This is a genomic window from Arenibaculum pallidiluteum, from assembly GCF_017355985.1.
Lineage (GTDB): Bacteria > Pseudomonadota > Alphaproteobacteria > Azospirillales > Azospirillaceae > Arenibaculum > Arenibaculum pallidiluteum.
Map to the genome: position 1 here is coordinate 485000 of NZ_JAFIQU010000001.1, position 20291 is coordinate 505290.

Here is a 20291-nt window from a genome sequence, read left to right on the forward strand (position 1 = left end):
GGAATGCTCTACCACCTCCTGTTCCCGCTGGCGGACGAGTTCCAGCTCTTCAACCTCTTCCGGTACCTGACCTTCCGGACCGGCGGGGCCGTGCTGACCGCGGCGGTGATCAGCTTCGTCTTCTTCCCGAACCTGATCCGCTGGCTGCGCACCAAGCAGGGCGAGGGCCAGCCGATCCGCAGCGACGGGCCGGAGACGCACTTCAAGAAGAAGGGCACGCCCACCATGGGCGGGCTGATGATCCTGATCTCCGTGATCATCAGCACGCTGCTCTGGGTCGACCTGTCGAACGCCTATGTCTGGATCGTGGTGATGGTCACCATCGGCTTCGGCATGATCGGCTTCGGCGACGACTACCTGAAGCTGACCAAGCGCAACCCGAAGGGTCTCTCGGGCAAGGGCAAGCTGATCTGCCAGATCGCGATCGGCCTCGTGGCCGGCGCCTTGATCACCTGGGTCAGCACGCCGGCCAACGCCAACGGGCTCTCGCTGCCGTTCTTCAAGGATGTCCTGATCAACCTGGGCATCCTCTTCATCCCCTTCGCGGCCTTCGTGATGGTCGGCGCCTCCAACGCCGTGAACCTGACCGACGGGCTGGACGGGCTCGCGATCGTCCCGGTGATGATCGCCTCGGCCTGCTTCGGGCTGATCGCCTATCTCGTCGGCAACGCGGTCTTCGCGAACTACCTCCAGATCCACCACGTGCCCGGCACCGGCGAGCTGACGGTGCTGCTGGGCGCGCTGGTCGGCGCCGGGCTCGGCTTCCTGTGGTTCAACGCGCCCCCGGCCATGGTCTTCATGGGGGACACGGGGTCGCTCTCGGTCGGCGGCGCGCTGGGCGCGACGGCCGTGGTCACCAAGCACGAGCTGGTGCTGGCCATCATCGGCGGCCTGTTCGTGCTGGAGGCGGTCTCGGTGATCGTCCAGGTCGCCTCGTTCAAGCTGACCGGCAAGCGCGTCTTCCGCATGGCGCCGCTGCACCACCACTTCGAGAAGAAGGGCTGGGCGGAGCCCACGGTCGTGATCCGCTTCTGGATCATCGCCGTGATCCTGGCCCTGGTCGGCCTCAGCACGCTCAAGCTTCGGTGACGCCATGATCGAGCTGGGTTTCGCCAGGGGCAAGCGCTTCGCGGTCATGGGGCTCGGCAAGTCGGGCCTCGCGGCGGCGCGCGCGCTCGCCGCAGCCGGGGCGGAGGTCCTGGCCTGGGACGACGGCGCCGGCGCCCGCGCGGCAGCCGAGGCGGCAGGCCTTGCCCTGACGGATCTCCACGGTGCCGAGCTCTCGGGGGTCGAGGCCCTGGTGCTCTCGCCGGGCATCCCGCACAGCTTTCCCGTTCCGAGCCCGGTGGCCGCGCGCTGCCGCGCCGCCGGCATCCCGATCATCGGCGACGTCGAGCTGCTTTTCCGGGCCCGCCCGGCGGCGGCCTATGTCGGGATCACCGGTACCAACGGCAAGTCGACCACCACCTCGCTGATCGGCCACATCCTGAAGGGGGCCGGCAGGCCGGTCGAGGTCGGCGGCAATCTCGGCACGCCCGTCCTGACCTTCGCACCGCTCGGCGAGGCCGGCGTCTACGTGCTGGAGATGTCGTCCTACCAGCTCGAGCTGACGCCCTCGATCCGCTTCAACGTCGCCGTGCTGCTGAACGTCACGCCCGACCACCTGGACCGCCACGGCGGCATGGACGGGTACGTCGCGGCCAAGCGGCGGATCTTTCAGCATCCCGCCCGGTCCCACACGGCGGTGGTCGCGGTCGACGACGACCATACCCGTGCGATCTTCGACGAGCTCGAGGCCGAGGGCCGCGTAGCCGTGATCCCGGTCTCGGCCGAGCGCGAGGTGCCCGGCGTCTGGGTGCGCGACGGCCTGCTCTTCGACGGCGGCGCGGAGCCCGTCCTAGATCTGCGCGGCATCCCGACGCTTCCGGGCCGGCACAACTGGCAGAACGCCGCTGCGGCCTTCACCGCCTGCCGGGCCGCCGGCGTGGAGGTCGATGCCATCGTCGCGGGCATCCGCAGCTTTCCCGGCCTTGCCCACCGCCAACAGTTCCTCGGCGAGGCCGACGGCGTCCGCTGGGTGAACGACAGCAAGGCGACCAACGCCGATGCCGCCGAAAAGGCGCTGGTCTGCTACGACGACATCTACTGGATCCTGGGCGGCCAGGCGAAGGACGGCGGCCTCGCCGGGCTGGAGCCCCATATGGGCCGGATCCGCCATGCCTTCCTGATCGGCGACGCGACCGAGGCCTTCGCGGCCTGGCTCGCCGACCGCAACGTGCCCTTCACCCGCTGCGGCGTGCTCGACAGGGCCGTCGCGGAGGCCGCCTCCATGGCGCGTGCGGAACGCCTGCCGGGGGCGACCGTCCTGCTCTCGCCGGCCTGCGCCTCCTTCGACCAGTTCCGGAGCTTCGAGCACAGGGGCGAGATCTTCGCAGCCCTGGCCCGAGCCGAGATCGAGAAGGGAGGGACCCCTCCGTGATCACGCTCTCGCGCACGGACCAGTCCGTCTTCGGCCGCTGGTGGTGGACGGTCGACCGCTGGACCCTCGCGGCTGTCGCCTTGCTGATGGGCTTCGGCGTCGTCCTCGTCCAGGCCGCAAGCCCGGCGGTGGCCGAGCGCATCGGCCTCGACAACTTCCATTTCGTGCAGCGACACGTCCTGACGCTGCTCCCGGCCCTCGCGATCATGGTCGGCGTCTCGCTGATGGAGCCCCGCGGCATCCGCCGGACGGCGCTGATCGTGTTCCTGGCGGCGCTGGCGCTGGTGGCGCTCACGCCGCTGGTCGGCTTCGAGATCAAGGGCGCGCGGCGCTGGATCCACGTGCCCGGCATCTCCATCCAGCCCTCGGAATTCGTGAAGCCGGCCTTCGCGGTCGTAGCCGCCTGGCTCTTCACGCTGCAGAAGACCACCGATCACATCCCGGGCGGCGCCATCTCCATCGCGCTGTACCTCCTGGTCGTGATGCTGCTGATGCTGCAGCCCGACTTGGGCATGACCTTCGTGATCTCCGCGGTGTGGTTCGGGCAGTTCTTCCTGGCGGGCCTGCCGATCGTGCTGGTGGCGGCGCTGGTCGCCATGGGCGCGCTTGGCCTGATGGGCGCCTACCTGATGTTCCCGCACGTCACGAGCCGCGTCGACCGGTTCCTGGACCCCGCGGCGGGCGACAACTACCAGGTCAACCGCTCGCTGGAGGCCTTCCAGAACGGCGGCCTGTTCGGTACCGGCCCCGGCCAGGGCACCGTGAAGATGAGCCTGCCCGACGCCCATGCCGACTTCATCTTCTCGGTCGCGGGCGAGGAGTTCGGGCTGATCTGGTGCCTCGTGCTGGTGGCGCTCTTCGCCTTCGTGGTGCTGCGCGGCTTCTCGCGCGCCATGCGGGACGAGAACCTTTTCGTGATGTTGGCCGTCGCCGGCCTTCTTATGCAGTTCGGGCTGCAGGCGATCATCAATATGGGGTCCTCGCTCCACCTGATCCCGACCAAGGGAATGACCCTGCCCTTCATCAGCTACGGCGGTTCCTCCATGCTGGCCCTCGGCTTCGGCATGGGCATGCTGCTGGCCCTCACGCGCAAGCGCTTCGGCGCGGGGGACGCACCATGACCGGGCGCCCCATCCTGCTCGCGGCCGGGGGCACCGGCGGCCACATGTTTCCGGCCGAGGCGCTGGCCCGCGAGCTGCTGGCCGGCGGCCACGCCGTCGCCCTCGTGACCGACCGGCGCGGCAAGGCCTTCGGCGACGCGCTGCCCGAGGTGCCGGTCCTGCGCATCCGGGCGGCCTCGCCGTCCGGCGGGCTGCTCGGCAAGGCGCGCGCGCTGGTTGAGCTCGGCCTCGGCACGCTGCAGGCCCAGAAGCTGCTGGGCCGGCTGCGCCCGGCCGCCGTGGTCGGCTTCGGCGGCTATCCCTCGGTCCCGGCGGTGCTGGCAGCCCAGCGCGCGGGGATCCCGACCGTCCTGCACGAGCAGAACGCCGTCCTCGGCCGCGCCAACCGGCTGCTGGCCGGCGGCGCCGTCTCGATCTGCACGGCCTTCCCGGAGGTCGAGGCCGTCCGCCCGGCCGATGCCGGGAAGCTGGTGCTGACCGGCAACCCCGTCCGCCCCGCGATCGCGGCGCTGCGCGCTCGTCCCTATCCCGCGCCCGATGGCGGCGTGCTGTCGATTCTGGTGACCGGCGGAAGCCAGGGCGCGCGGATCTTCAGCGAGGTCGTCCCGGCGGCGCTGGAGCGTCTGGACGCTGGGCACCGCGCGCGCCTGCGCCTCGCGCAGCAGGCCCGCCCCGAGGACATCGAGGAGGTCCGCCGCCGCTATGCCGCCCTCGGCGTTCGGGCGGAGCTGGAGACCTTCTTCCGCGACATGCCCGAGCGGCTCGCCGCTTGCCACCTGATGGTCTGCCGCGCCGGCGCGTCCACAGTCGCCGAGCTGACGGCCGCCGGCCGGCCCGCCCTGCTGGTCCCTTACCCCCACGCGACCGACGACCACCAGACCGCGAACGCCCGCGCGGCGGAGGCCGCCGGCGCCGCCTGGCTGATGCAGCAGCCCGACTTCACGCCCGACGCGCTCGCCGCGCGCCTCGCTGCCCTGCTGGACGCGCCGGGCGTCCTGGCGGCTGCCGCCGGCGCCGCGCGCGGCTGGGGCAGCATCGACGCCGCCTCCCGCCTTGCCGAGGTCGCGCTTGCCGCGGCCGCCGGCCGAAAGATCGAGACCCGAGAGAACGCCGCATGAGAGCCCTTCCCCTGAACATCGGCACCATCCATTTCGTCGGCATCGGCGGGATCGGCATGAGCGGCATCGCCGAGGTGCTGAAGAACCTCGGCTACGCCGTACGCGGCTCGGACCTGTCCGAGAACGCCAACGTGAAGCGCCTGCGCGCGCTGGGCATCCCGGTCGAGGTCGGCCACCGCGCCGAGAACCTGGCCGACGCGTCCGTGGTCGTGATCTCCAGCGCGGTCAAGCGCGACAACCCCGAGGTCCAGGCGGCCCGCGCCGCGCTGATCCCCGTGGTCCGCCGTGCCGAGATGCTGGGCGAGCTGATGCGCCTGCGCTGGTCGATCGCGATCGGCGGAACCCATGGCAAGACCACGACCACCAGCATGGTCGGCGCGGTGCTGGAGAGCGCGGCGCTGGACCCGACGGTGATCAACGGCGGCATCATCAACGCCTACGGCACCAACACCCGCCTGGGCTCCGGCGAATGGATGGTCGTCGAGGCCGACGAATCCGACGGCACCTTCACCAAGCTGCCGGCGGTGATCGCGGTCGTCACCAACATGGATCCCGAGCATCTCGACCACTACGGGACCTTCGACGCCGTCCGCGCCGCCTTCGACACCTTCGTGCAGAACATCCCCTTCTACGGCTTCGCGACGCTCTGCATCGACCATCCGGAGGTGCAGGCCATGATCCCGCGGGTCGCCGACCGGCGGATCATCACCTACGGCTTCAGCCCCCAGGCCGACATCCGCGCGGTCAACGTCCGCACCTCGACCGAGGGCGCGCGCTATGACGTGACGGTCAGCGAGCGCGTGGGTGGCGAGCAGCGCGTGATCCCGGAGATCTTCCTCCCCATGTTCGGGCTGCACAACGTGCAGAACTCGCTGGCCGCCATCGCGGTCGGGGCCGAGATGGGCATTCCCGACGACGCGATCCGCCAGGCCTTCGCGAAGTTCACGGGCGTGAAGCGCCGCTTCACCAAGACCGGGACGAGCGGCGGCGTGACGGTGATCGACGACTACGGACACCACCCCGTCGAGATCCAGGCGGTGCTGAAGGCCGCCCGCATGGCCGGCGATGGACGCACCATCGCGGTCGTGCAGCCGCACCGCTACAGCCGGCTCTCCTCGCTGTTCGAGGAGTTCTGCACCTGCTTCAACGACGCCGACGTCGTGCTGGTGGCGGATGTCTACGCCGCCGGCGAGGCGCCGATCGCCGGCGCCGACCGCGACGCCCTCGTCGAGGGGCTTCGCCTGCGCGGCCACAAGGGCGTGCTGGCCCTGCCCTCGCCGGAGCAGCTCCCGGCCATGGTGATGGACCTGGCCCGTCCCGGCGACCTGGTGGTCTGCCTGGGCGCCGGCACCATCACCAACTGGGCCAACGCCCTGCCCGCCGAGCTCGACCGGCTGCGGGAGGCCACCCGCTGATGGCCGCGGCCGCGCTCGTGCGCAACCACCTGATCGAGCGGCTGCCGCCCGTGCGCGGACGGATCAGCGCCGACGCGCCGCTGGCCGCGACCACCTGGTTCCGCGCCGGCGGCCTGGCCGAGGTGCTGTTCAAGCCCGCCGATGCCGACGACCTGGCGGCCTTCCTGGCGGGCTGTCCGGCCGATGTGCCGGTGACCGTGATCGGCGTCGGCTCGAACCTGCTGGTGCGCGACGGCGGCGTCCCGGGCGTGGTCGTCCGCCTGGCGCGCGGCTTCTCGGAGGTGTCCTGCGCGGACGGGCTGGTGCAGGCCGGCGCCGCGGCGCTGGACCTGAACGTGGCCCTGTCCGCCCGCGACGCCGGCGTTGCGGGGCTGGAGTTCCTGTCCGGCATCCCCGGCACGGTGGGCGGCGCGCTGCGCATGAACGCCGGCGCCTACGGGCACGAGGTCAAGGACGTGCTCGTCGAGGCGGCGGCGGTCGACCGCTCGGGCGGGCGCCACAGCGTCCCGGCCGAGGGGCTCGGCTTGTCCTACCGGCACAGCGACGCACCCTCGGACTGGATCTTCACCGGCGCCACCTTCCAAGGCGAGCCCGGCGATCCCGCCGTCATCGGCGCCCGCATCGACGAGATCGCGCGCCTGCGCGCGGACAGCCAGCCCGTGCGGGCCCGCACGGGAGGATCGACCTTCGCCAACCCGCCCGGCGCGAAGGCCTGGGAGCTGATCGACCGCGCCGGATGCAGGGGCCTGCGCCTGGGCGGCGCCCAGGTGTCCGAGAAGCACTGCAATTTCCTGATCAACACGGGCGATGCGACCGCAGCCGATCTCGAAGGGCTCGGCGAGGAGGTCCGCCGCCGCGTCCTCGAGACGTCCGGCATCGAGCTGGCGTGGGAGATCCGCCGCATCGGCGTTCCCGCCGCTGGAGAACGAGCATGAAGACGCGCGTCCTTGTCCTGATGGGCGGCTGGTCCGCCGAGCGCGACGTGTCCCTGAGCACCGGCGCGGGCGCCGCCGCGGCGCTGCGCGAGAAGGGCTACGAGGTCGCGACCTACGACGTCTCGCGCGACCTGCCGGCCCTGCTGCGCGCGCTGGAGCCGCGGCCCGACGTGGTCTTCAACGTGCTGCACGGCCGCGGCGGCGAGGACGGCGTGATCCAGGGCGTGCTCGACATGCTCGGCATCACCTACACCCATTCGGGCCTGCTGGCCTCGGCCGTCGCGATGGACAAGCCGATGACGAAGCGGCTGCTCCAGACGGTGGGCGTGCGCTCGCCGCGCGGCGCCACCGTGACCCGCGCCGCGGCCGCGCGGGGCGAGGCCATGCCGGCGCCCTTCGTCGTGAAGCCGGTCAACGAGGGGTCCAGTGTCGGCGTCGCCGTCGTGCGCGAGGGCGACAACCGAAGCAGCATCGAGGGCGACCCCGACGAGCTGGTGCTGGTCGAGGAGTTCGTTCCCGGCCACGACCTCTTCGTCAGCGTGATGGGCGACCGCGCGCTGGCCGTGACCGAGGTCCAGGCCAACAGCGGCTTCTACGACTACGAGGCGAAGTACACCGCGGGCATGGCGCGGCACCTGGTGCCGGCCCCCCTGCCCCCGGACGTCTATGCCGAGGCCATGCGCTTCTCGCTGCTCGCCCACCAGACGCTGGGCTGCCAGGGCGTCAGCCGCAGCGACCTGCGCTGGGACGACACGAAGCCCGGGACCGAGGGGCTCTACTTCCTCGAGATCAACACCCAGCCGGGCATGACGCCGCTCTCGCTCGTTCCCGAGCAGGCCGGCCATCTCGGCATCTCCTATGCCGATCTCTGCGCCTGGATCGTGGAGGACGCCCTGTGTCGCGCCAAGCCCGCCCGCTGAGCGCCCCCGACGACCTGCGCGCCCGCGCGGCCGAGCGCTCGCGCAAGGCGGCGCAGCGCGCGGCCCAGAAGGCGACGCGCCGGCGCGCCTGGCCGGCCTGGACCCGTCCGGCGCTGCGCGTCTTCGCATGGACGGCACCCGTCATCGCCATCGCTGGCTTCGGCTGGTGGTCGGTGCAGAGCGGCCATGCCGAGCGCACCGTCGGCCAGATCGGCGAGAGCGTCGCCGAGCGGGTCGCGGAGGTGACCGCCGGGGCGGGCTTCACGGTCCGCGACGTGCTGGTCGAGGGCCGGGGCGAGACGCCGCGCGGCGACATCATGGACGCCCTCGGGGTCGGCAGCGGCAGCCCGCTGCTGGCGGTCGACCTGGACCGGGCGCGCTCCGAGTTGGAGCGGCTCCCCTGGGTCGCCACCGCCGTGATCGAGCGGCGTCTGCCGGATACGTTGTTCGTGCGCCTGACCGAGCGGCGCCCGCTGGCGCTCTGGCAGCACGACGGCAAGCTGGCGCTGATCGACACCGACGGCACCGTGCTGACGGACCACGATCTCGGCCGCTACCGCAACCTGCCGATCCTGGTCGGCAGCGACGCCCCGAAATACGCCGCGGCGCTGCTCCAGGACCTCGCCCCCTATGGCGATCTCGTGAAGCGCATGGAGGCCGCGGTCCGCGTCGGCCAGCGCCGCTGGGACCTGCGGCTGGACAACGGCGTCTCGGTCCGCCTGCCGGAAACCGGCGTGGACCGGGCGCTCGCCCGCCTTGCAGAGGTGCTTGCCAAGCAACCGATCCTCGACCGCGACGTGGTCGCGATCGACCTGCGCCTGCCCGACCGACTCGTGATCCAGACCTCGACCGCCTCGGCCGAGCGCCGAAAGCTTCCACAGGAAAAGATATGAGCCTCTAAATCTTGATTTGGCCCCAAATTTGGTGGCCGTGGTTAACAAAGGCACTGTACTTCGGGTTAACCCTAACGATAGTATAGCGCGCAACGCGATTCGCTAAGGATCCGGACCTCACATGGCCCTCAACGGCGGAAAGAAAGCGAAGCGACCGGCCCGCGGCGACATCGTCGCCGCGCTCGACGTCGGCACGACCAAGGTCTGCTGCTTCATCGCCCGGGTCGAGGACAAGGGCGCCGTGCGCGTCGTGGGCATCGGGCACCAGCTTTCCCGCGGCCTGAAGGCCGGCACGATCGTCGACATGGAAGCGGCCGAGACGTCGATCGCCCATGCCGTCCACCAGGCCGAGCAGATGGCCGAGGCGCAGATCCGGCAGGTCGTCGTGAACGTGTCCGGCGGGCAGCCGACATCGCGCACGATCCCGGTCGAGGTCCCGCTCGGCGGCGGCGAGATCGGTGACGCCGAGCTGCGGCGCGTGATGTCCCAGGCGCGGCAGGTTCAGGCAAACCCCGACCAGAAGCTCCTGCACACCATTCCCACCGGCTTCTCCATCGACGGGAACCGCGGCATCCGCGATCCCCGCGGCATGTCGGGCGACCGGCTTGCCGTGCAGCTCCACGTGGTGGCGGCGCAGGGCAGCGCCGTGCGCAACCTGCAGACCTCCGTCGCCCGCTGCCACCTCGATGTCGGCGGCATGGTGATCTCGCCCTATGCCGCCGGCCTTTCGGCGCTGGTCGAGGACGAGATGGAGCTCGGCGCCACCGTGATCGACATGGGCGGCGGCACCACATCCATGGCGGTCTTCGTGGACGGCCGGCTGGTTTTCACGGATTCCGTGCCGGTCGGCGGCGCCCACGTGACCAACGACATCGCCCGCGGCCTGACGACGCCCGTCGTCCATGCCGAGCGGCTGAAGACGCTGTACGGCAGCGCCATGGCGGCCGACGCCGACGAGCGCGACTACATCGACGTTCCGCAGGTCGGCGAGGACGAGCCCGCACAGGCGAACCACGTGCCGAAGTCGCTGCTGGTGGGGATCATCCAGCCGCGCCTGGAGGAGATCTTCGAGCTCGTGCGCGACCGGCTCGATCACGGCGGCTTCGGCCGCGCGGCGGGCCGCCGCGTCGTGCTGACCGGGGGAGCGAGCCAGCTTCCCGGGACGCGCGAGCTTGCGCAGCTGATCCTGGACAAGCAGGTCCGGGCCGGCCGCCCGACGCGTGTCGGCGGCCTGGCCGAGGCGACCGGGGGTCCCGCCTTTGCGACCGCCGCCGGCCTGCTGATCCATGCTGTGCAGGGTGTCGACGGACTGCCGATGCTGGCCGAGGTCGAAGCGCCGCGGCACCTGCTCGGCCGCGTCGGCACCTGGATAAGGGAATACCTGTGAGCCCGCGGGCTACACGGGGCGTAGAGGCAACGGACGTTTAATTTCGGACTGGAGGCTGAGAGATGATCAACCTGAGCGTGCCCGAGGCGGATTTCGAGATGCGTCCGCGGATCACGGTGTTCGGCGTCGGCGGGGCCGGCAACAACGCGGTGAACAACATGATCCGCTCCGAGCTCGAAGGGGTCGAGTTCGTGGTGGCCAACACCGACGCCCAGGCGCTCAAGGGCAGCCTCTCGACCAAGCGCATCCAGCTCGGCACCACGATCACCCGCGGCCTGGGCGCCGGCTCGCGCCCCGATGTCGGCCGCGCCGCCGCCGAGGAGCAGATCGAGGAGATCCTCGAGCATCTCGAGGGCGCCAACATGTGCTTCATCACCGCCGGCATGGGCGGCGGCACCGGCACCGGGGCGGCCCCGGTGATCGCCCGGGTGGCGCGTGAGAAGGGCATCCTGACCGTCGGCGTGGTGACCAAGCCCTTCCACTTCGAGGGCGCGCACCGCATGCGCCTGGCCGAGAGCGGCATTGGCGAGCTGCAGCAGTATGTCGACACGCTGATCATCATCCCGAACCAGAACCTGTTCCGGGTGGCCAACGAGAAGACGACCTTCGCGGACGCCTTCAAGATGGCGGACGACGTTCTGCATGCCGGCGTCTCGGGGGTGACGGACCTGATGGTCAAGCCGGGCCTGATCAACCTGGACTTCGCGGACATCCGCTCGGTGATGACCGAGATGGGCAAGGCGATGATGGGCACGGGCGAGGCGACGGGCGAGCGGAGGGCGATCGATGCGGCGGAGGCCGCGATCTCGAACCCGCTGCTGGACGACGTCTCGATGAAGGGCGCCAAGGGCGTGCTGATCAACATCACCGGCGGCATGGACATGACGCTGTTCGAGGTTGACGAGGCGGCCAACCGGGTGCGCGACGAGGTCGACCCCGACGCCAACATCATCTTCGGCTCCACCTTCGATCCCTCGCTCGACGGCCGCATGCGCGTCTCGGTCGTGGCGACCGGCATCGACACCCTGCCGATCGCTCAGACCCGCCCGGTCGCGGCGCCCGCGCTGGCCGTGGTCGGCGGCCGCACCGCCTCGGCCCCGGCGCTCCGCCCCGCCGCGGCGCCGGCCCGCGCCGAGGCCGTCCGCAGCGGCCCCGACTACCACCACACCCTGGCTCCGGCCCCCATGGCCCCGGCACCGGTCGCCTCGGCGGCCGCGACCGCCCGCAAGCTCGAGCACGCGCCCGAGCCGGTCGTGCAGCCCGCGCAGGTCGAGCCGGCGGCGACGCCCGCCCCTGCCCAGCCCGCCCAGGCGGCGGTGGCCGAGCCTGTCCCGGCGCAGCCGGCGGCTCAGCGCGGCGAGACCTTCATCCCGCCGCAGCCCGTCGAGGCCCCCCGTGCGCCGGTGGCCGCGCCCGAGCGCTTCACCCCGCCCGCCGCGGATCCCGCGCCGAAGAAGCGTGGAGGCCTGTTCGGGATCGTCACCGGGCTGAGCCGCCGCATCGTCGAAGGCAGCGATCCGGTTGAAACCGCGACGCCGGCAGCCCCGGCCCAGGCCGCCCCGGCGGCGCCGACCCTGTCGGCCCCCACGCTGTCGGCACCCGCCCAGGCTCCGCAGCGTCCTGCCGCCCCAGCGCAGCAGCCGCAACAGCCGACGCTCGCGGTTGCCCCGGCCGACCGTCCGGTGACCGCCCACGACCAGGACATGCTGGACATTCCGGCGTTCCTGCGCCGCCAGGCGAACTGACGCCGGCCCCGGCAGCTTTCCTTCCGTCCGAATGCCTGGCGGGGGCCCATGGCCCCCGCCCCTCGCCCCCGTGCCTTCCAAGGCGCGGGGGCTTTTCTTTCCAAGGGCTTGGCCCCAGTTGGGGCGTAACATTCCGTAACAAAAGGTGATTTGTAGTCAACAGGGGCGACCGCTAGCTAGTAGCCGAGACCTAGCGTCGCCAACCGGATCCACCCCAACAGGAAGTAGGATCTGTTCGGAGAAGAGGGTCTCGAGCAGGACCGGAGCCAGGGCATCCCATGACTTTCCAGCACACCCTCAAGGCCGCCATCCCGTGCACCGGCATCGGTCTGCACAGCGGTGCCCGGGTCGCGACGACCTTGAAGCCGGCCGCCGCCGGCACGGGCATCACCGTCGTGCGCACTGACGTTCCGGCCGATCGCGCGGTGATCCCGGCCCGCTGGGACGCTGTGGTGGACACGAAGCTCTGCACGGTGATCGCCAACGAGGCGGGCACGCGGGTCGGCACGATCGAGCATCTGATGGCGGCCCTGCGCGGCTGCGGCATCGACAACGCCGTCATCGAGGTCAACGGCCCCGAGATCCCGATCATGGACGGCAGTGCCGCTCCCTGGGTCTTCCTGATCGGCTGCGCCGGAATCGAGCGACAGGCCGAGCCGCGCGGCGTCATCCGCGTCCTCAAGGAGGTCACGGTCGGCGACGGCACCCGCATGGCGCGCCTGACACCCGGGACCACCACGAGCTTCAGCTTCGACCTCGACTATTCCGGCACGGCCGTGGGACGCCAGCAGGCGAGCTTCACGCTGACCGAGGAAAGCTTCGCCGAGGACATCGCCCGCGCCCGCACCTTCGGCTTCCTGCACGAGGTCGACCATCTCCGCTCGATCGGCCTCGCCCGCGGCGGCTCGCTGGATAACGCCGTGGTGATCGACGGTCAGCGCGTGATGAACGAGGGTGGGCTGCGTTTCAGCAACGAGTTCGTCCGCCACAAGATCCTGGACAGCATCGGCGACCTCTATCTCGCCGGAGCTCCGATCCAGGGCCATTTCCACGGCGTCCGCTCGGGGCACCAGCTCAATAACGACCTGCTCCACGCGCTCTTCGCCGACGCTTCGGCCTGGGAGCGCGTGGAGGAGACCACCGGCGGCGGGCTCCTGCAGTGGGACAAGCGCGTGGCGGCCGCCTGCGCGTGATTGCGCCGCGCCCGCCAGGGGCGCGGCTGTTCTTGCTTCGGCGGGACGCGGGCGTGCTATATATCCGCACGCTTCCGCGCATTCCCGAGTGACACCAGCGATGATCCTGCGCCGCCCCTCCGTCCCGTCCCTGATCGCGGCCGCCTGTCTGGCCGGCGGCCTCGCCGGCTGCTCCTCGAGCCCCAACGAGACGCCATATGTCGAGCGTCCGGTCGAGCAGATCTACGACAGGGCCGCCCGGCAGATCGACCAGGGGGCCTATATCGAGGCCGCCAAGGAGTTCGACGAGGTCGAGCGCCAGCACCCCTACTCGACCTGGGCGACGCGCGCCCAGCTCATGGCGGCCTATGCGAACTACCAGGCGCTGAAGTACGACGACGCGATCATCGCGCTCGACCGCTTCATCCAGCTCCATCCCGGCAACGAGGACGTGGCCTACGCCTACTACCTGAAGGGCCTGTCGTACTACGAGCAGATCTCGGACGTCGCCCGCGACCAGAAGATGACCCAGCAGGCGCTGGACGGCCTGCAGGAGGTCGTGCGCCGCTTCCCCGATACGCCCTATGCCCGCGACGCCAAGCTGAAGATCGACCTGACCCTCGACCATCTGGCGGGCAAGGAGATGGAGATCGGCCGCTGGTACCTGCGCCAGGGCCACTACAACGCCGCCATCGGCCGCTTCCGCACCGTCGTCGACCGCTACCAGACGACCAGCCACGTCCCCGAGGCGCTGCACCGCCTGACCGAGGCCTATCTGGCGCTGGGCGTCATCGACGAGGCCAAGGCGACGGCCGCGGTCCTCGGCCACAACTTCCCGGGCAGCGAATGGTACACCGACAGCTACGCGCTGCTGGTGGACGGCAGCGTCCGCCCGCCCGCCGAGCGTTCCTGGTTCGGCCGCGCCTGGAACGCGCTGTTCTGAGCGCCTGATGCTCGCAGCCCTTTCGATCCGGGACGTCGTCCTGATCGAGCGCCTGTCGCTCGCCTGGGCGCGGGGTCTGTGCGTGCTGACTGGCGAGACCGGGGCGGGCAAGTCGATCCTGCTCGACGCGCTGGGTCTTGCACTGGGCGGCCGCGGCGACAGCACGCTGGTGCGCCACGGGGCCGAGCAGGCATCCGTCACGGCCGAGTTCGACCTGCCGCCGGACCATCCCGCCATGGAGATCGTCCGCGAGCAGGGCCTGGAGGCCGAGGACACCCTTGTGCTGCGCCGGGTCCTGAGCGCCGACGGACGCAGCCGCGCCTATGTCAACGACCAGGCGGTCGGGGTTGCGCTGCTGCGCCGCATCGGCGAGAGCTTGGTCGAGGTCCACGGCCAGTTCGAGACCCACGGCCTGCTCGATCCCCGCACCCACCGCGGCGTGCTCGACGATTTCGGCGGGCTCTCCGCCGAGGCCGGCCGCGCCCGCGAAGCCTGGGCCGCTTGGCGCCAGGTCGAGGAGGCGCGCGCCAACGCCGACGCCGAGATCCGCCGGGCGCGGGCCGAGGAGGACTATCTGCGCCACGCGGTGGCGGAGCTCGACGCGCTGGACCCCCGCGAGGGCGAGGAGGAGGAGCTGGCCGAGCGTCGCGCCGTGCTGATGCATGGCGAAAGGCTGATGGAGGCGCTGAACGGCGCCAGTGCCGAGCTGTCGGGCGACCGCGGCGCCGAGCGCGCCATCGCGGGCGCGCTGCGCACGCTCTCGCGCATCGCCGACAGGGCTGCGGGCCGGCTGGATCCCGTGATCGCCGGGCTCGACCGCGCCGCGGCCGAGCTGGCCGAGGCGGTGGCCGCGCTGAACGCCGTGTCGAGCAGCATCGACATGGATCCGCGGACGCTGGAGAAGATGGAGGAGCGGCTGTTCGCATTGCGCGCGGCCGCGCGCAAGCACGGCACTTCCACCGACGCCCTGCCGGCCCTGCGGCGCGAGCTGGCCGGGCGGCTTGCGCTGATCGAGGACCAGGGCGATCGCCTCCAGGTCCTTGCCCAGCAGTCCGCGCAGGCGCGCGAGGCCTATCTCGCGGCCGCCCAGGCGCTGTCGGCGGGCCGCGTCAGGGCGGCAGGCCGCCTGGACAAGGCCGTGGCGGCCGAGCTGCCCCCGCTGAAGCTCGACAAGGCCCGCTTCGCGACCGTGGTCGAGCCCGCCGAGGGCGAGGCCGGCTGGGGCCCCGACGGCATCGATCGCGTCGCCTTCGTGGTCGCCACGAACCCCGGGGCGCCGCCGGGACCGCTCGCCAAGATCGCCTCGGGCGGCGAGCTCGCGCGCTTCATGCTGGCGCTGAAGGTCGTGCTGGCGCAGGTCGGCACGGTTCCGACGCTCGTCTTCGACGAGGTCGATACCGGCATCGGCGGCGCCGTTGCCGACGCGGTGGGCGAGCGCCTGGCGCGCCTGGGTCAGACGCACCAGGTCCTGGTCGTCACCCACAGCCCGCAGGTGGCGGCCCGCGGCGCCCATCACTGGCGCGTGCAGAAGGCCACCAAGGGCGGCAGGACGATGACCGACGTGGTCGCCCTGCCCGAGCCGGAGCGGCGCGAGGAGATCGCCCGCATGCTGTCGGGCGCAACGGTCACAGAGGAAGCCCGCGCCGCGGCCGCGAAGCTGATCGCCGCCCGCGTCTGAGCGGCCCGCGGACGCGGCCATTGCGCCCCACGGCCGCCCCGCTATCCTGCCACCGCCCCTCCCCTTTCGCGCGGACCAGCATGGCCGAGCCGACCCTCAGGAACACTCCCGCCGACAGCCTGACCCCGGACGAGGCAGCCCGCGAGCTGGCGGCCCTGGCTGCCGAGATCGCGCATCACGACCGGCTCTATCACCAGCATGACGCGCCCGAGATCTCGGACGCGGCCTATGACGCGCTGCGCCGGCGCAACGAGGAGATCGAGGCTCGCTTCCCCGAGCTGCGCCGCACCGATTCGCCCTCCATGACCGTCGGTGCCTCGCCGGCGGCGGGGTTCCGCAAGGTCGCGCACCGCATGCCCATGCTCTCGCTGGGCAACGCCTTCGCTCGGGAGGAGGCGGCCGAGTTCATCGAGAGGGTCCAGCGTTTCCTGAACCTCAAGGAGCCGCCCTGCTGCGTCGCCGAGCCGAAGGTCGACGGGCTGTCCTGCTCGCTGCGCTACGAGGACGGCTTGCTCGTCCTCGCGGCCACCCGGGGCGACGGGGCGGAGGGCGAGGACGTCACCGAGAATGTCCGCACCATCGCCGACGTCCCGAAGCGCCTGAAGGATTCACCGCCAGGGGTCATCGAGGTGCGGGGCGAGGTCTACATGGACCGCACCGAGTTCCTGGATCTCAACCGCCGGCAGCAGGAGCGCGGCGAGCGCCCGTTCGCGAACCCGCGCAACGCGGCCGCCGGTAGCCTGCGCCAGCTCGACCCCCGGATTACCGCCGGCCGCCCGCTGCGCTTCTTCGGCTATGCCTGGGGCGAGCTGTCGGCGCAGCTGGCGCCGACCCAGTGGGAAGCGCGCCAGAGGCTGAAGGAGTTCGGCTTCGCCCTGAACGAGCCTGCCGAGCGCTGCGACACGGTCGAGGCGATCCTCGCCTATTACGAGCGGATCCAGGTGCTGCGTCCCTCGCTGTCCTTCGACATCGACGGCGTCGTCTACAAGGTGGACCGGCTGGATTGGCAGGAGCGGCTGGGCTTCGTCAGCCGCGCGCCGCGCTGGGCGATCGCCCACAAGTTCCCCGCCGAGCGCGCCCAGACCCGCCTGCGCGAGATCACCATCCAGGTCGGCCGTACGGGCGCCCTGACGCCCGTCGCCGAGCTGGAGCCGGTCACCGTGGGCGGAGTGGTGGTCAGCCGCGCGACGTTGCACAACGAGGACGAGATCCAGCGCAAGGACATCCGCGTGGGCGACCAGGTGGTGATCCAGCGCGCGGGCGACGTGATCCCGCAGGTGGTGGCCGTGGTGCCTGAACTGCGCCCCGAAGGCAGCGTGCCCTACGTATTCCCCCATATCTGCCCGGTCTGCGGCAGCGACGCGGTCCGTCCCGAGGGCGAGGTCGTGCGCCGCTGCACGGGAGGTCTGATCTGCTCGGCCCAGGCAGTGGAGCGGCTGCGCCACTTCGTGTCGCGGGACGCCTTCGACATCGAAGGGCTCGGCGAGAAGATCATCCGCGAGTTCTGGAACGAGGGCCGCGTCCGCGGCCCCTCGGACATCTTCCGCCTGCAGGAGACCAACGGGCGGGACTTCCCGCGCCTCGAGGAACGCGAGGGCTGGGGCGCCCGCTCGGTCGAGAAGCTCTTCGCCAGCATCGAGGCGCGCCGGCGCATCGGGCTCGACCGCTTCGTCTTCGCGCTCGGCATCCCGCAGATCGGGCAGGCCACCGCCAGGCTCCTGGCACGCCACTATCTGTCGCTCGACAGGCTGATGGACGGGATGGAGGGCGCGCGGACGATCGGGTCCGAGGCCATGGGGGAGCTCCTGTCCATCGGCGGCATCGGCCAGTCCATGGCGGACGACCTGATCGCCTTCTTCCACGAGGAGCACAACCGCAAGGTCATCGCCGACCTGCGCGAGGCCGGCGTCGAGGTGCTGGACTACGACCCGCCGCGCGTCCAGGCCTCGCCGATCGCCGGCAAGACCGTCGTCTTCACGGGAACGCTGGAGAGCGTGACGCGCAGCGAGGCGAAGGCAAGGGCCGAGGCCCTGGGCGCCAAGGTCGCGGGCTCGGTCTCCGCGAAGACGGACTACCTGGTGGTCGGCGCCGATGCCGGCAGCAAGGCCCAGAAGGCGCGCGACCTCGGCGTCACGACGCTGACGGAGCAGGAGTGGCTGGACCTCGTCTCCGCAACCTGACCCCCGGCCTCAGGGCATCCAGGCGTCCCATTCCGGCGTCTCGCCGAAACGTGCGACCAGGAAGTCCACGAAGCTCCGGACCTTGGCGGCCAGATGCCGGGCGTGGGGGTACAACGCGGAGATCGTCGTCCCCGGCGGCTGGTAGCCCGGCATCAGCGGCACCAGCCGTCCGGCCTTCAGGTCCTCGCCGACGATGAAGGTCGGCAGCCGCACGATTCCCTGCCCGCGGAGCGCAGCCGCCGCCAGGGCCTCCCCGCTGTTGGCGCGGAGCGCGCCCGAGACCCGCACCGAAACGTGGCCGGCCGGTCCGTCGAAGCCCCACTCGTCGCGCATTCCCGCGAAGGTCAGGCAGTTGTGCGCGGCAAGTTCGTCGGGCTCCCGCGGCTCGCCATGGACGTCGACATAGGCGGGAGTGGCGCAGAGCACGACGCGCGACGGGGCAAGACGCCGCGCCATCAGCGAGCTGTCGGCGAGCGCGCCGATGCGGATGGCGAGGTCATAGCCGTCCTCGACCAGGTCGACGAGACCGTCGCTCAGCGTCATGTCGACCTTGACCTGCGGATGCACGGCCGTGAAGTCGGCGATCGCCGGCGCCAGATGCAGGACGCCGAAGGACATCGGGGCGTTCAGTCGCAGCGTGCCGCGCGGCTGGCCCTGCAGCTCGCCCACGGCCGCGTCCGCCTCGGCGAGATCGGCGAGGATCCGCTGGCATCGCTCGAAATAGACCTGCCCCGCCTCCGTCAGCCCGACCCGCCGGGTCGTTCGCTGCAGCAGCCTCGCGCCCAGCAGATCCTCGAGATCCTGGACATGCTTGCTGACCATGGCGCGCGAGATGCGCAGCGTCTTCGCCGCCTGCGTGAACCCGCCGCGCTCCGCGACGCGGACGAATGCCTCGATGGCGGTGAGCCGGTCCAATCGGTGATCCTCCGGGATTTGTTCCCTGCGGATTGGTCAATGTCGTCGAACAATCTGTCAAGCAGCGGCGGGATTATGATCCGCCACCGCATGCATATCTTCCTTCCTGTCGAGGCGGCGCGGTCCACCGAAGCCCCCGACGAGAGAAAGGAAAGAATCATGAAGATCATCTCCAACGCCGTCGTCCTCGCCACCCTGCTGACCGCCGGCACCGCCGTCGCGGGCGAAGGCACGCCGAACCCGATGTTCCCGACGACCCAGGGCACCATCCAGACCCAGGACACCCGGACCACCTCGGCCCCGGCGACCCAGTCGACGAATGGCGACGCCGTCGCGATCGACACCTCGACGACCGGCCCCTACTCGAACAACTGACCTTCCACGCGGTGCGGACGCCCGTTGCGTCCGCACCGCGCCGGCGGCGCACCCCGCCGGGCACGGCGGCCGACATCCCCCGCGATGTCCCGCGCCGCAATCCACGCTCCGGCACGCATGCGAGCCGGTTGGAACGCTCGGGACCAACCGCTATAGTCCAAGGGACCGATCGTCGTCCGGAGGATGCATGGCTGCTGGCGCCTCACATGCCCGATCCCACCGCGGCGGCCTCCTCGCCTCCCTGGCACTTTTCGCGGCCGTGCTGTGCGGCGCCATCGCGCCCGCACGGGCCGCCGAGCCTGTCCCCGTGATCGCAGCGGCCTCCGACCTGAAATTCGCGCTCGAGGAGATCGCGGACCGCTTTCGCGGGGCCACGGGGCAGGACCTGCGCTTGGCCTTCGGCTCCTCGGGCAACTTCGCGCGCCAGATCCAGCAGGGCGCGCCGTTCGAGCTGTTCCTGTCGGCCGACGAGAACTTCGTGCTGCGCCTCGCCGACGCAGGGCTGACAGCCGACCGCGGCGCTCTCTACGCCGTCGGCCGCATCGTCCTCTTCGTTCCCAAGGGTTCGCCCTATTCGACCGCCGACTCCCTGCGCGGCCTTGCGGCGGCCGTGCGGGACGGCCGCGTGAAACGCTTTGCCATCGCCAATCCCGAGCACGCGCCCTATGGCCGGGCGGCCGAGGAGGCGCTGCGCTCCCAGGGCGTCTGGGACGCCGTGCAGCCGAGCCTCGTTCTCGGCGAGAACGTATCCCAGGCTGCCCAGTTCGCCATGACCGGCTCCGCCCAGGGCGGCATCTTCGCCTATTCCCTGGCGCTGGCCGATGGCGTCGGCGACCGCGGCTCCTTCGTGCTGCTCCCGCAGGAATGGCACGCGCCTCTCCGCCAGCGTATGGTGCTTCTGCAGAAAGCCGGCGACACCGCGCGGCGCTTCTACGCCTATCTCCAGGAGGCCGAGGCCCGGGCGGTGTTCCGCCGGTACGGCTTCGTCCTGCCCGGCGAAGGCTCCTGAGGGCAT

The 20291-nt window shown here is 71.2% G+C and carries 17 protein-coding genes; 16 read left to right on the top strand and 1 reads right to left on the bottom strand.

All coding sequences use genetic code 11. The features are described 5' to 3' along the window. Window positions 1-3: 3 nt before the first annotated feature. From mraY to ligA, 14 genes are all read left to right on the top strand, one after another. Complete coding sequence (mraY, locus tag JUB13_RS02355; RefSeq protein ID WP_207476875.1) at window positions 4-1089, top strand: phospho-N-acetylmuramoyl-pentapeptide-transferase; 1086 nt, start codon at window positions 4-6, stop codon at window positions 1087-1089. A 4-nt stretch (window positions 1090-1093) separates the two neighbouring features. After that, the gene (murD, locus tag JUB13_RS02360) at window positions 1094-2479 is read left to right on the top strand and encodes a UDP-N-acetylmuramoyl-L-alanine--D-glutamate ligase (RefSeq protein ID WP_207476878.1); all 1386 of its coding nucleotides are present in this window, start codon (window positions 1094-1096) and stop codon (window positions 2477-2479) included. Beyond that, window positions 2476-3600 carry a putative lipid II flippase FtsW gene (gene ftsW / locus JUB13_RS02365; RefSeq protein ID WP_207476880.1) on the top strand — a complete coding sequence of 375 codons (1125 nt, stop codon included), beginning with the start codon at window positions 2476-2478 and terminating at the stop codon, window positions 3598-3600. The genes murD and ftsW overlap by 4 nt, the downstream gene beginning before the upstream one ends. After that, on the top strand, window positions 3597-4718 hold the full coding sequence (gene murG / locus JUB13_RS02370; RefSeq protein WP_207476882.1) for an undecaprenyldiphospho-muramoylpentapeptide beta-N-acetylglucosaminyltransferase: 1122 nt from the start codon (window positions 3597-3599) through the stop codon (window positions 4716-4718). The genes ftsW and murG overlap by 4 nt, the downstream gene beginning before the upstream one ends. Then, the gene (gene murC / locus JUB13_RS02375; protein ID WP_207476884.1) at window positions 4715-6133 is read left to right on the top strand and encodes a UDP-N-acetylmuramate--L-alanine ligase; all 1419 of its coding nucleotides are present in this window, start codon (window positions 4715-4717) and stop codon (window positions 6131-6133) included. The genes murG and murC overlap by 4 nt, the downstream gene beginning before the upstream one ends. Next, a complete protein-coding gene (gene murB, locus JUB13_RS02380; protein WP_207476886.1) occupies window positions 6133-7068 on the top strand; it encodes a UDP-N-acetylmuramate dehydrogenase in 936 nt (311 codons plus the stop codon). Before murC ends, murB begins: the two co-directional genes overlap by 1 nt. Further along, on the top strand, window positions 7065-7988 hold the full coding sequence (locus JUB13_RS02385) for a D-alanine--D-alanine ligase (protein WP_207476888.1): 924 nt from the start codon (window positions 7065-7067) through the stop codon (window positions 7986-7988). Before murB ends, JUB13_RS02385 begins: the two co-directional genes overlap by 4 nt. After that, the gene (locus JUB13_RS31115; RefSeq protein ID WP_207476890.1) at window positions 7964-8881 is read left to right on the top strand and encodes a cell division protein FtsQ/DivIB; all 918 of its coding nucleotides are present in this window, start codon (window positions 7964-7966) and stop codon (window positions 8879-8881) included. The genes JUB13_RS02385 and JUB13_RS31115 overlap by 25 nt, the downstream gene beginning before the upstream one ends. Before the next feature lie 121 nt (window positions 8882-9002). Continuing rightward, on the top strand, window positions 9003-10268 hold the full coding sequence (gene ftsA / locus JUB13_RS02395; RefSeq protein WP_207476892.1) for a cell division protein FtsA: 1266 nt from the start codon (window positions 9003-9005) through the stop codon (window positions 10266-10268). Window positions 10269-10330: 62 nt separating this feature from the next. Next, window positions 10331-12013, top strand: coding sequence for a cell division protein FtsZ (gene ftsZ / locus JUB13_RS02400; protein WP_207476894.1), 1683 nt, complete (start codon window positions 10331-10333; stop codon window positions 12011-12013). A 278-nt stretch (window positions 12014-12291) separates the two neighbouring features. Further along, a complete protein-coding gene (gene lpxC, locus JUB13_RS02405; protein WP_207476895.1) occupies window positions 12292-13206 on the top strand; it encodes a UDP-3-O-acyl-N-acetylglucosamine deacetylase in 915 nt (304 codons plus the stop codon). A gap of 100 nt (window positions 13207-13306) precedes the next feature. Continuing rightward, entirely contained in the window at window positions 13307-14128 is an 822-nt protein-coding gene (locus tag JUB13_RS02410) for an outer membrane protein assembly factor BamD (protein WP_207476897.1), read from the top strand. A gap of 7 nt (window positions 14129-14135) precedes the next feature. Then, window positions 14136-15806, top strand: coding sequence for a DNA repair protein RecN (gene recN, locus JUB13_RS02415; RefSeq protein WP_207476898.1), 1671 nt, complete (start codon window positions 14136-14138; stop codon window positions 15804-15806). Window positions 15807-15886: 80 nt separating this feature from the next. Continuing rightward, window positions 15887-17986: an NAD-dependent DNA ligase LigA gene (gene ligA, locus JUB13_RS02420; RefSeq protein WP_207476899.1), complete on the top strand. Its 2100-nt coding sequence runs from the start codon at window positions 15887-15889 to the stop codon at window positions 17984-17986. Between the two features lie 9 nt (window positions 17987-17995). Here the strand turns inward: ligA and JUB13_RS02425 are convergent, their stop codons facing one another. Further along, window positions 17996-18901: a LysR family transcriptional regulator gene (locus JUB13_RS02425; RefSeq protein ID WP_207476900.1), complete on the bottom strand. Its 906-nt coding sequence runs from the start codon at window positions 18899-18901 to the stop codon at window positions 17996-17998. A 159-nt stretch (window positions 18902-19060) separates the two neighbouring features. Between JUB13_RS02425 and JUB13_RS02430 the strand changes: the two genes are divergently transcribed. Beyond that, the gene (locus JUB13_RS02430) at window positions 19061-19276 is read left to right on the top strand and encodes a hypothetical protein (RefSeq protein WP_207476901.1); all 216 of its coding nucleotides are present in this window, start codon (window positions 19061-19063) and stop codon (window positions 19274-19276) included. A gap of 187 nt (window positions 19277-19463) precedes the next feature. Next, the gene (modA, locus tag JUB13_RS02435) at window positions 19464-20285 is read left to right on the top strand and encodes a molybdate ABC transporter substrate-binding protein (protein ID WP_207476902.1); all 822 of its coding nucleotides are present in this window, start codon (window positions 19464-19466) and stop codon (window positions 20283-20285) included. Window positions 20286-20291 lie beyond the last annotated feature (6 nt).

Excerpts from the sequence above, each read along its gene's own strand:
- lpxC (WP_207476895.1), top strand. The coding sequence starts at position 12,292 with ATGACTTTCCAGCACACCCTCAAGGCCGCCATCCCGTGCACCGGCATC.
- murC (WP_207476884.1), top strand. The coding sequence starts at position 4,715 with ATGAGAGCCCTTCCCCTGAACATCGGCACCATCCATTTCGTCGGCATC.
- modA (WP_207476902.1), top strand. The coding sequence starts at position 19,464 with ATGGCTGCTGGCGCCTCACATGCCCGATCCCACCGCGGCGGCCTCCTC.
- ftsZ (WP_207476894.1), top strand. The coding sequence starts at position 10,331 with ATGATCAACCTGAGCGTGCCCGAGGCGGATTTCGAGATGCGTCCGCGG.
- recN (WP_207476898.1), top strand. The coding sequence starts at position 14,136 with ATGCTCGCAGCCCTTTCGATCCGGGACGTCGTCCTGATCGAGCGCCTG.
- murG (WP_207476882.1), top strand. The coding sequence starts at position 3,597 with ATGACCGGGCGCCCCATCCTGCTCGCGGCCGGGGGCACCGGCGGCCAC.
- murB (WP_207476886.1), top strand. The coding sequence starts at position 6,133 with ATGGCCGCGGCCGCGCTCGTGCGCAACCACCTGATCGAGCGGCTGCCG.
- JUB13_RS02385 (WP_207476888.1), top strand. The coding sequence starts at position 7,065 with ATGAAGACGCGCGTCCTTGTCCTGATGGGCGGCTGGTCCGCCGAGCGC.
- murD (WP_207476878.1), top strand. The coding sequence starts at position 1,094 with ATGATCGAGCTGGGTTTCGCCAGGGGCAAGCGCTTCGCGGTCATGGGG.
- ligA (WP_207476899.1), top strand. The coding sequence starts at position 15,887 with ATGGCCGAGCCGACCCTCAGGAACACTCCCGCCGACAGCCTGACCCCG.
- mraY (WP_207476875.1), top strand. The coding sequence starts at position 4 with ATGCTCTACCACCTCCTGTTCCCGCTGGCGGACGAGTTCCAGCTCTTC.
- JUB13_RS02410 (WP_207476897.1), top strand. The coding sequence starts at position 13,307 with ATGATCCTGCGCCGCCCCTCCGTCCCGTCCCTGATCGCGGCCGCCTGT.
- JUB13_RS02430 (WP_207476901.1), top strand. The coding sequence starts at position 19,061 with ATGAAGATCATCTCCAACGCCGTCGTCCTCGCCACCCTGCTGACCGCC.
- ftsA (WP_207476892.1), top strand. The coding sequence starts at position 9,003 with ATGGCCCTCAACGGCGGAAAGAAAGCGAAGCGACCGGCCCGCGGCGAC.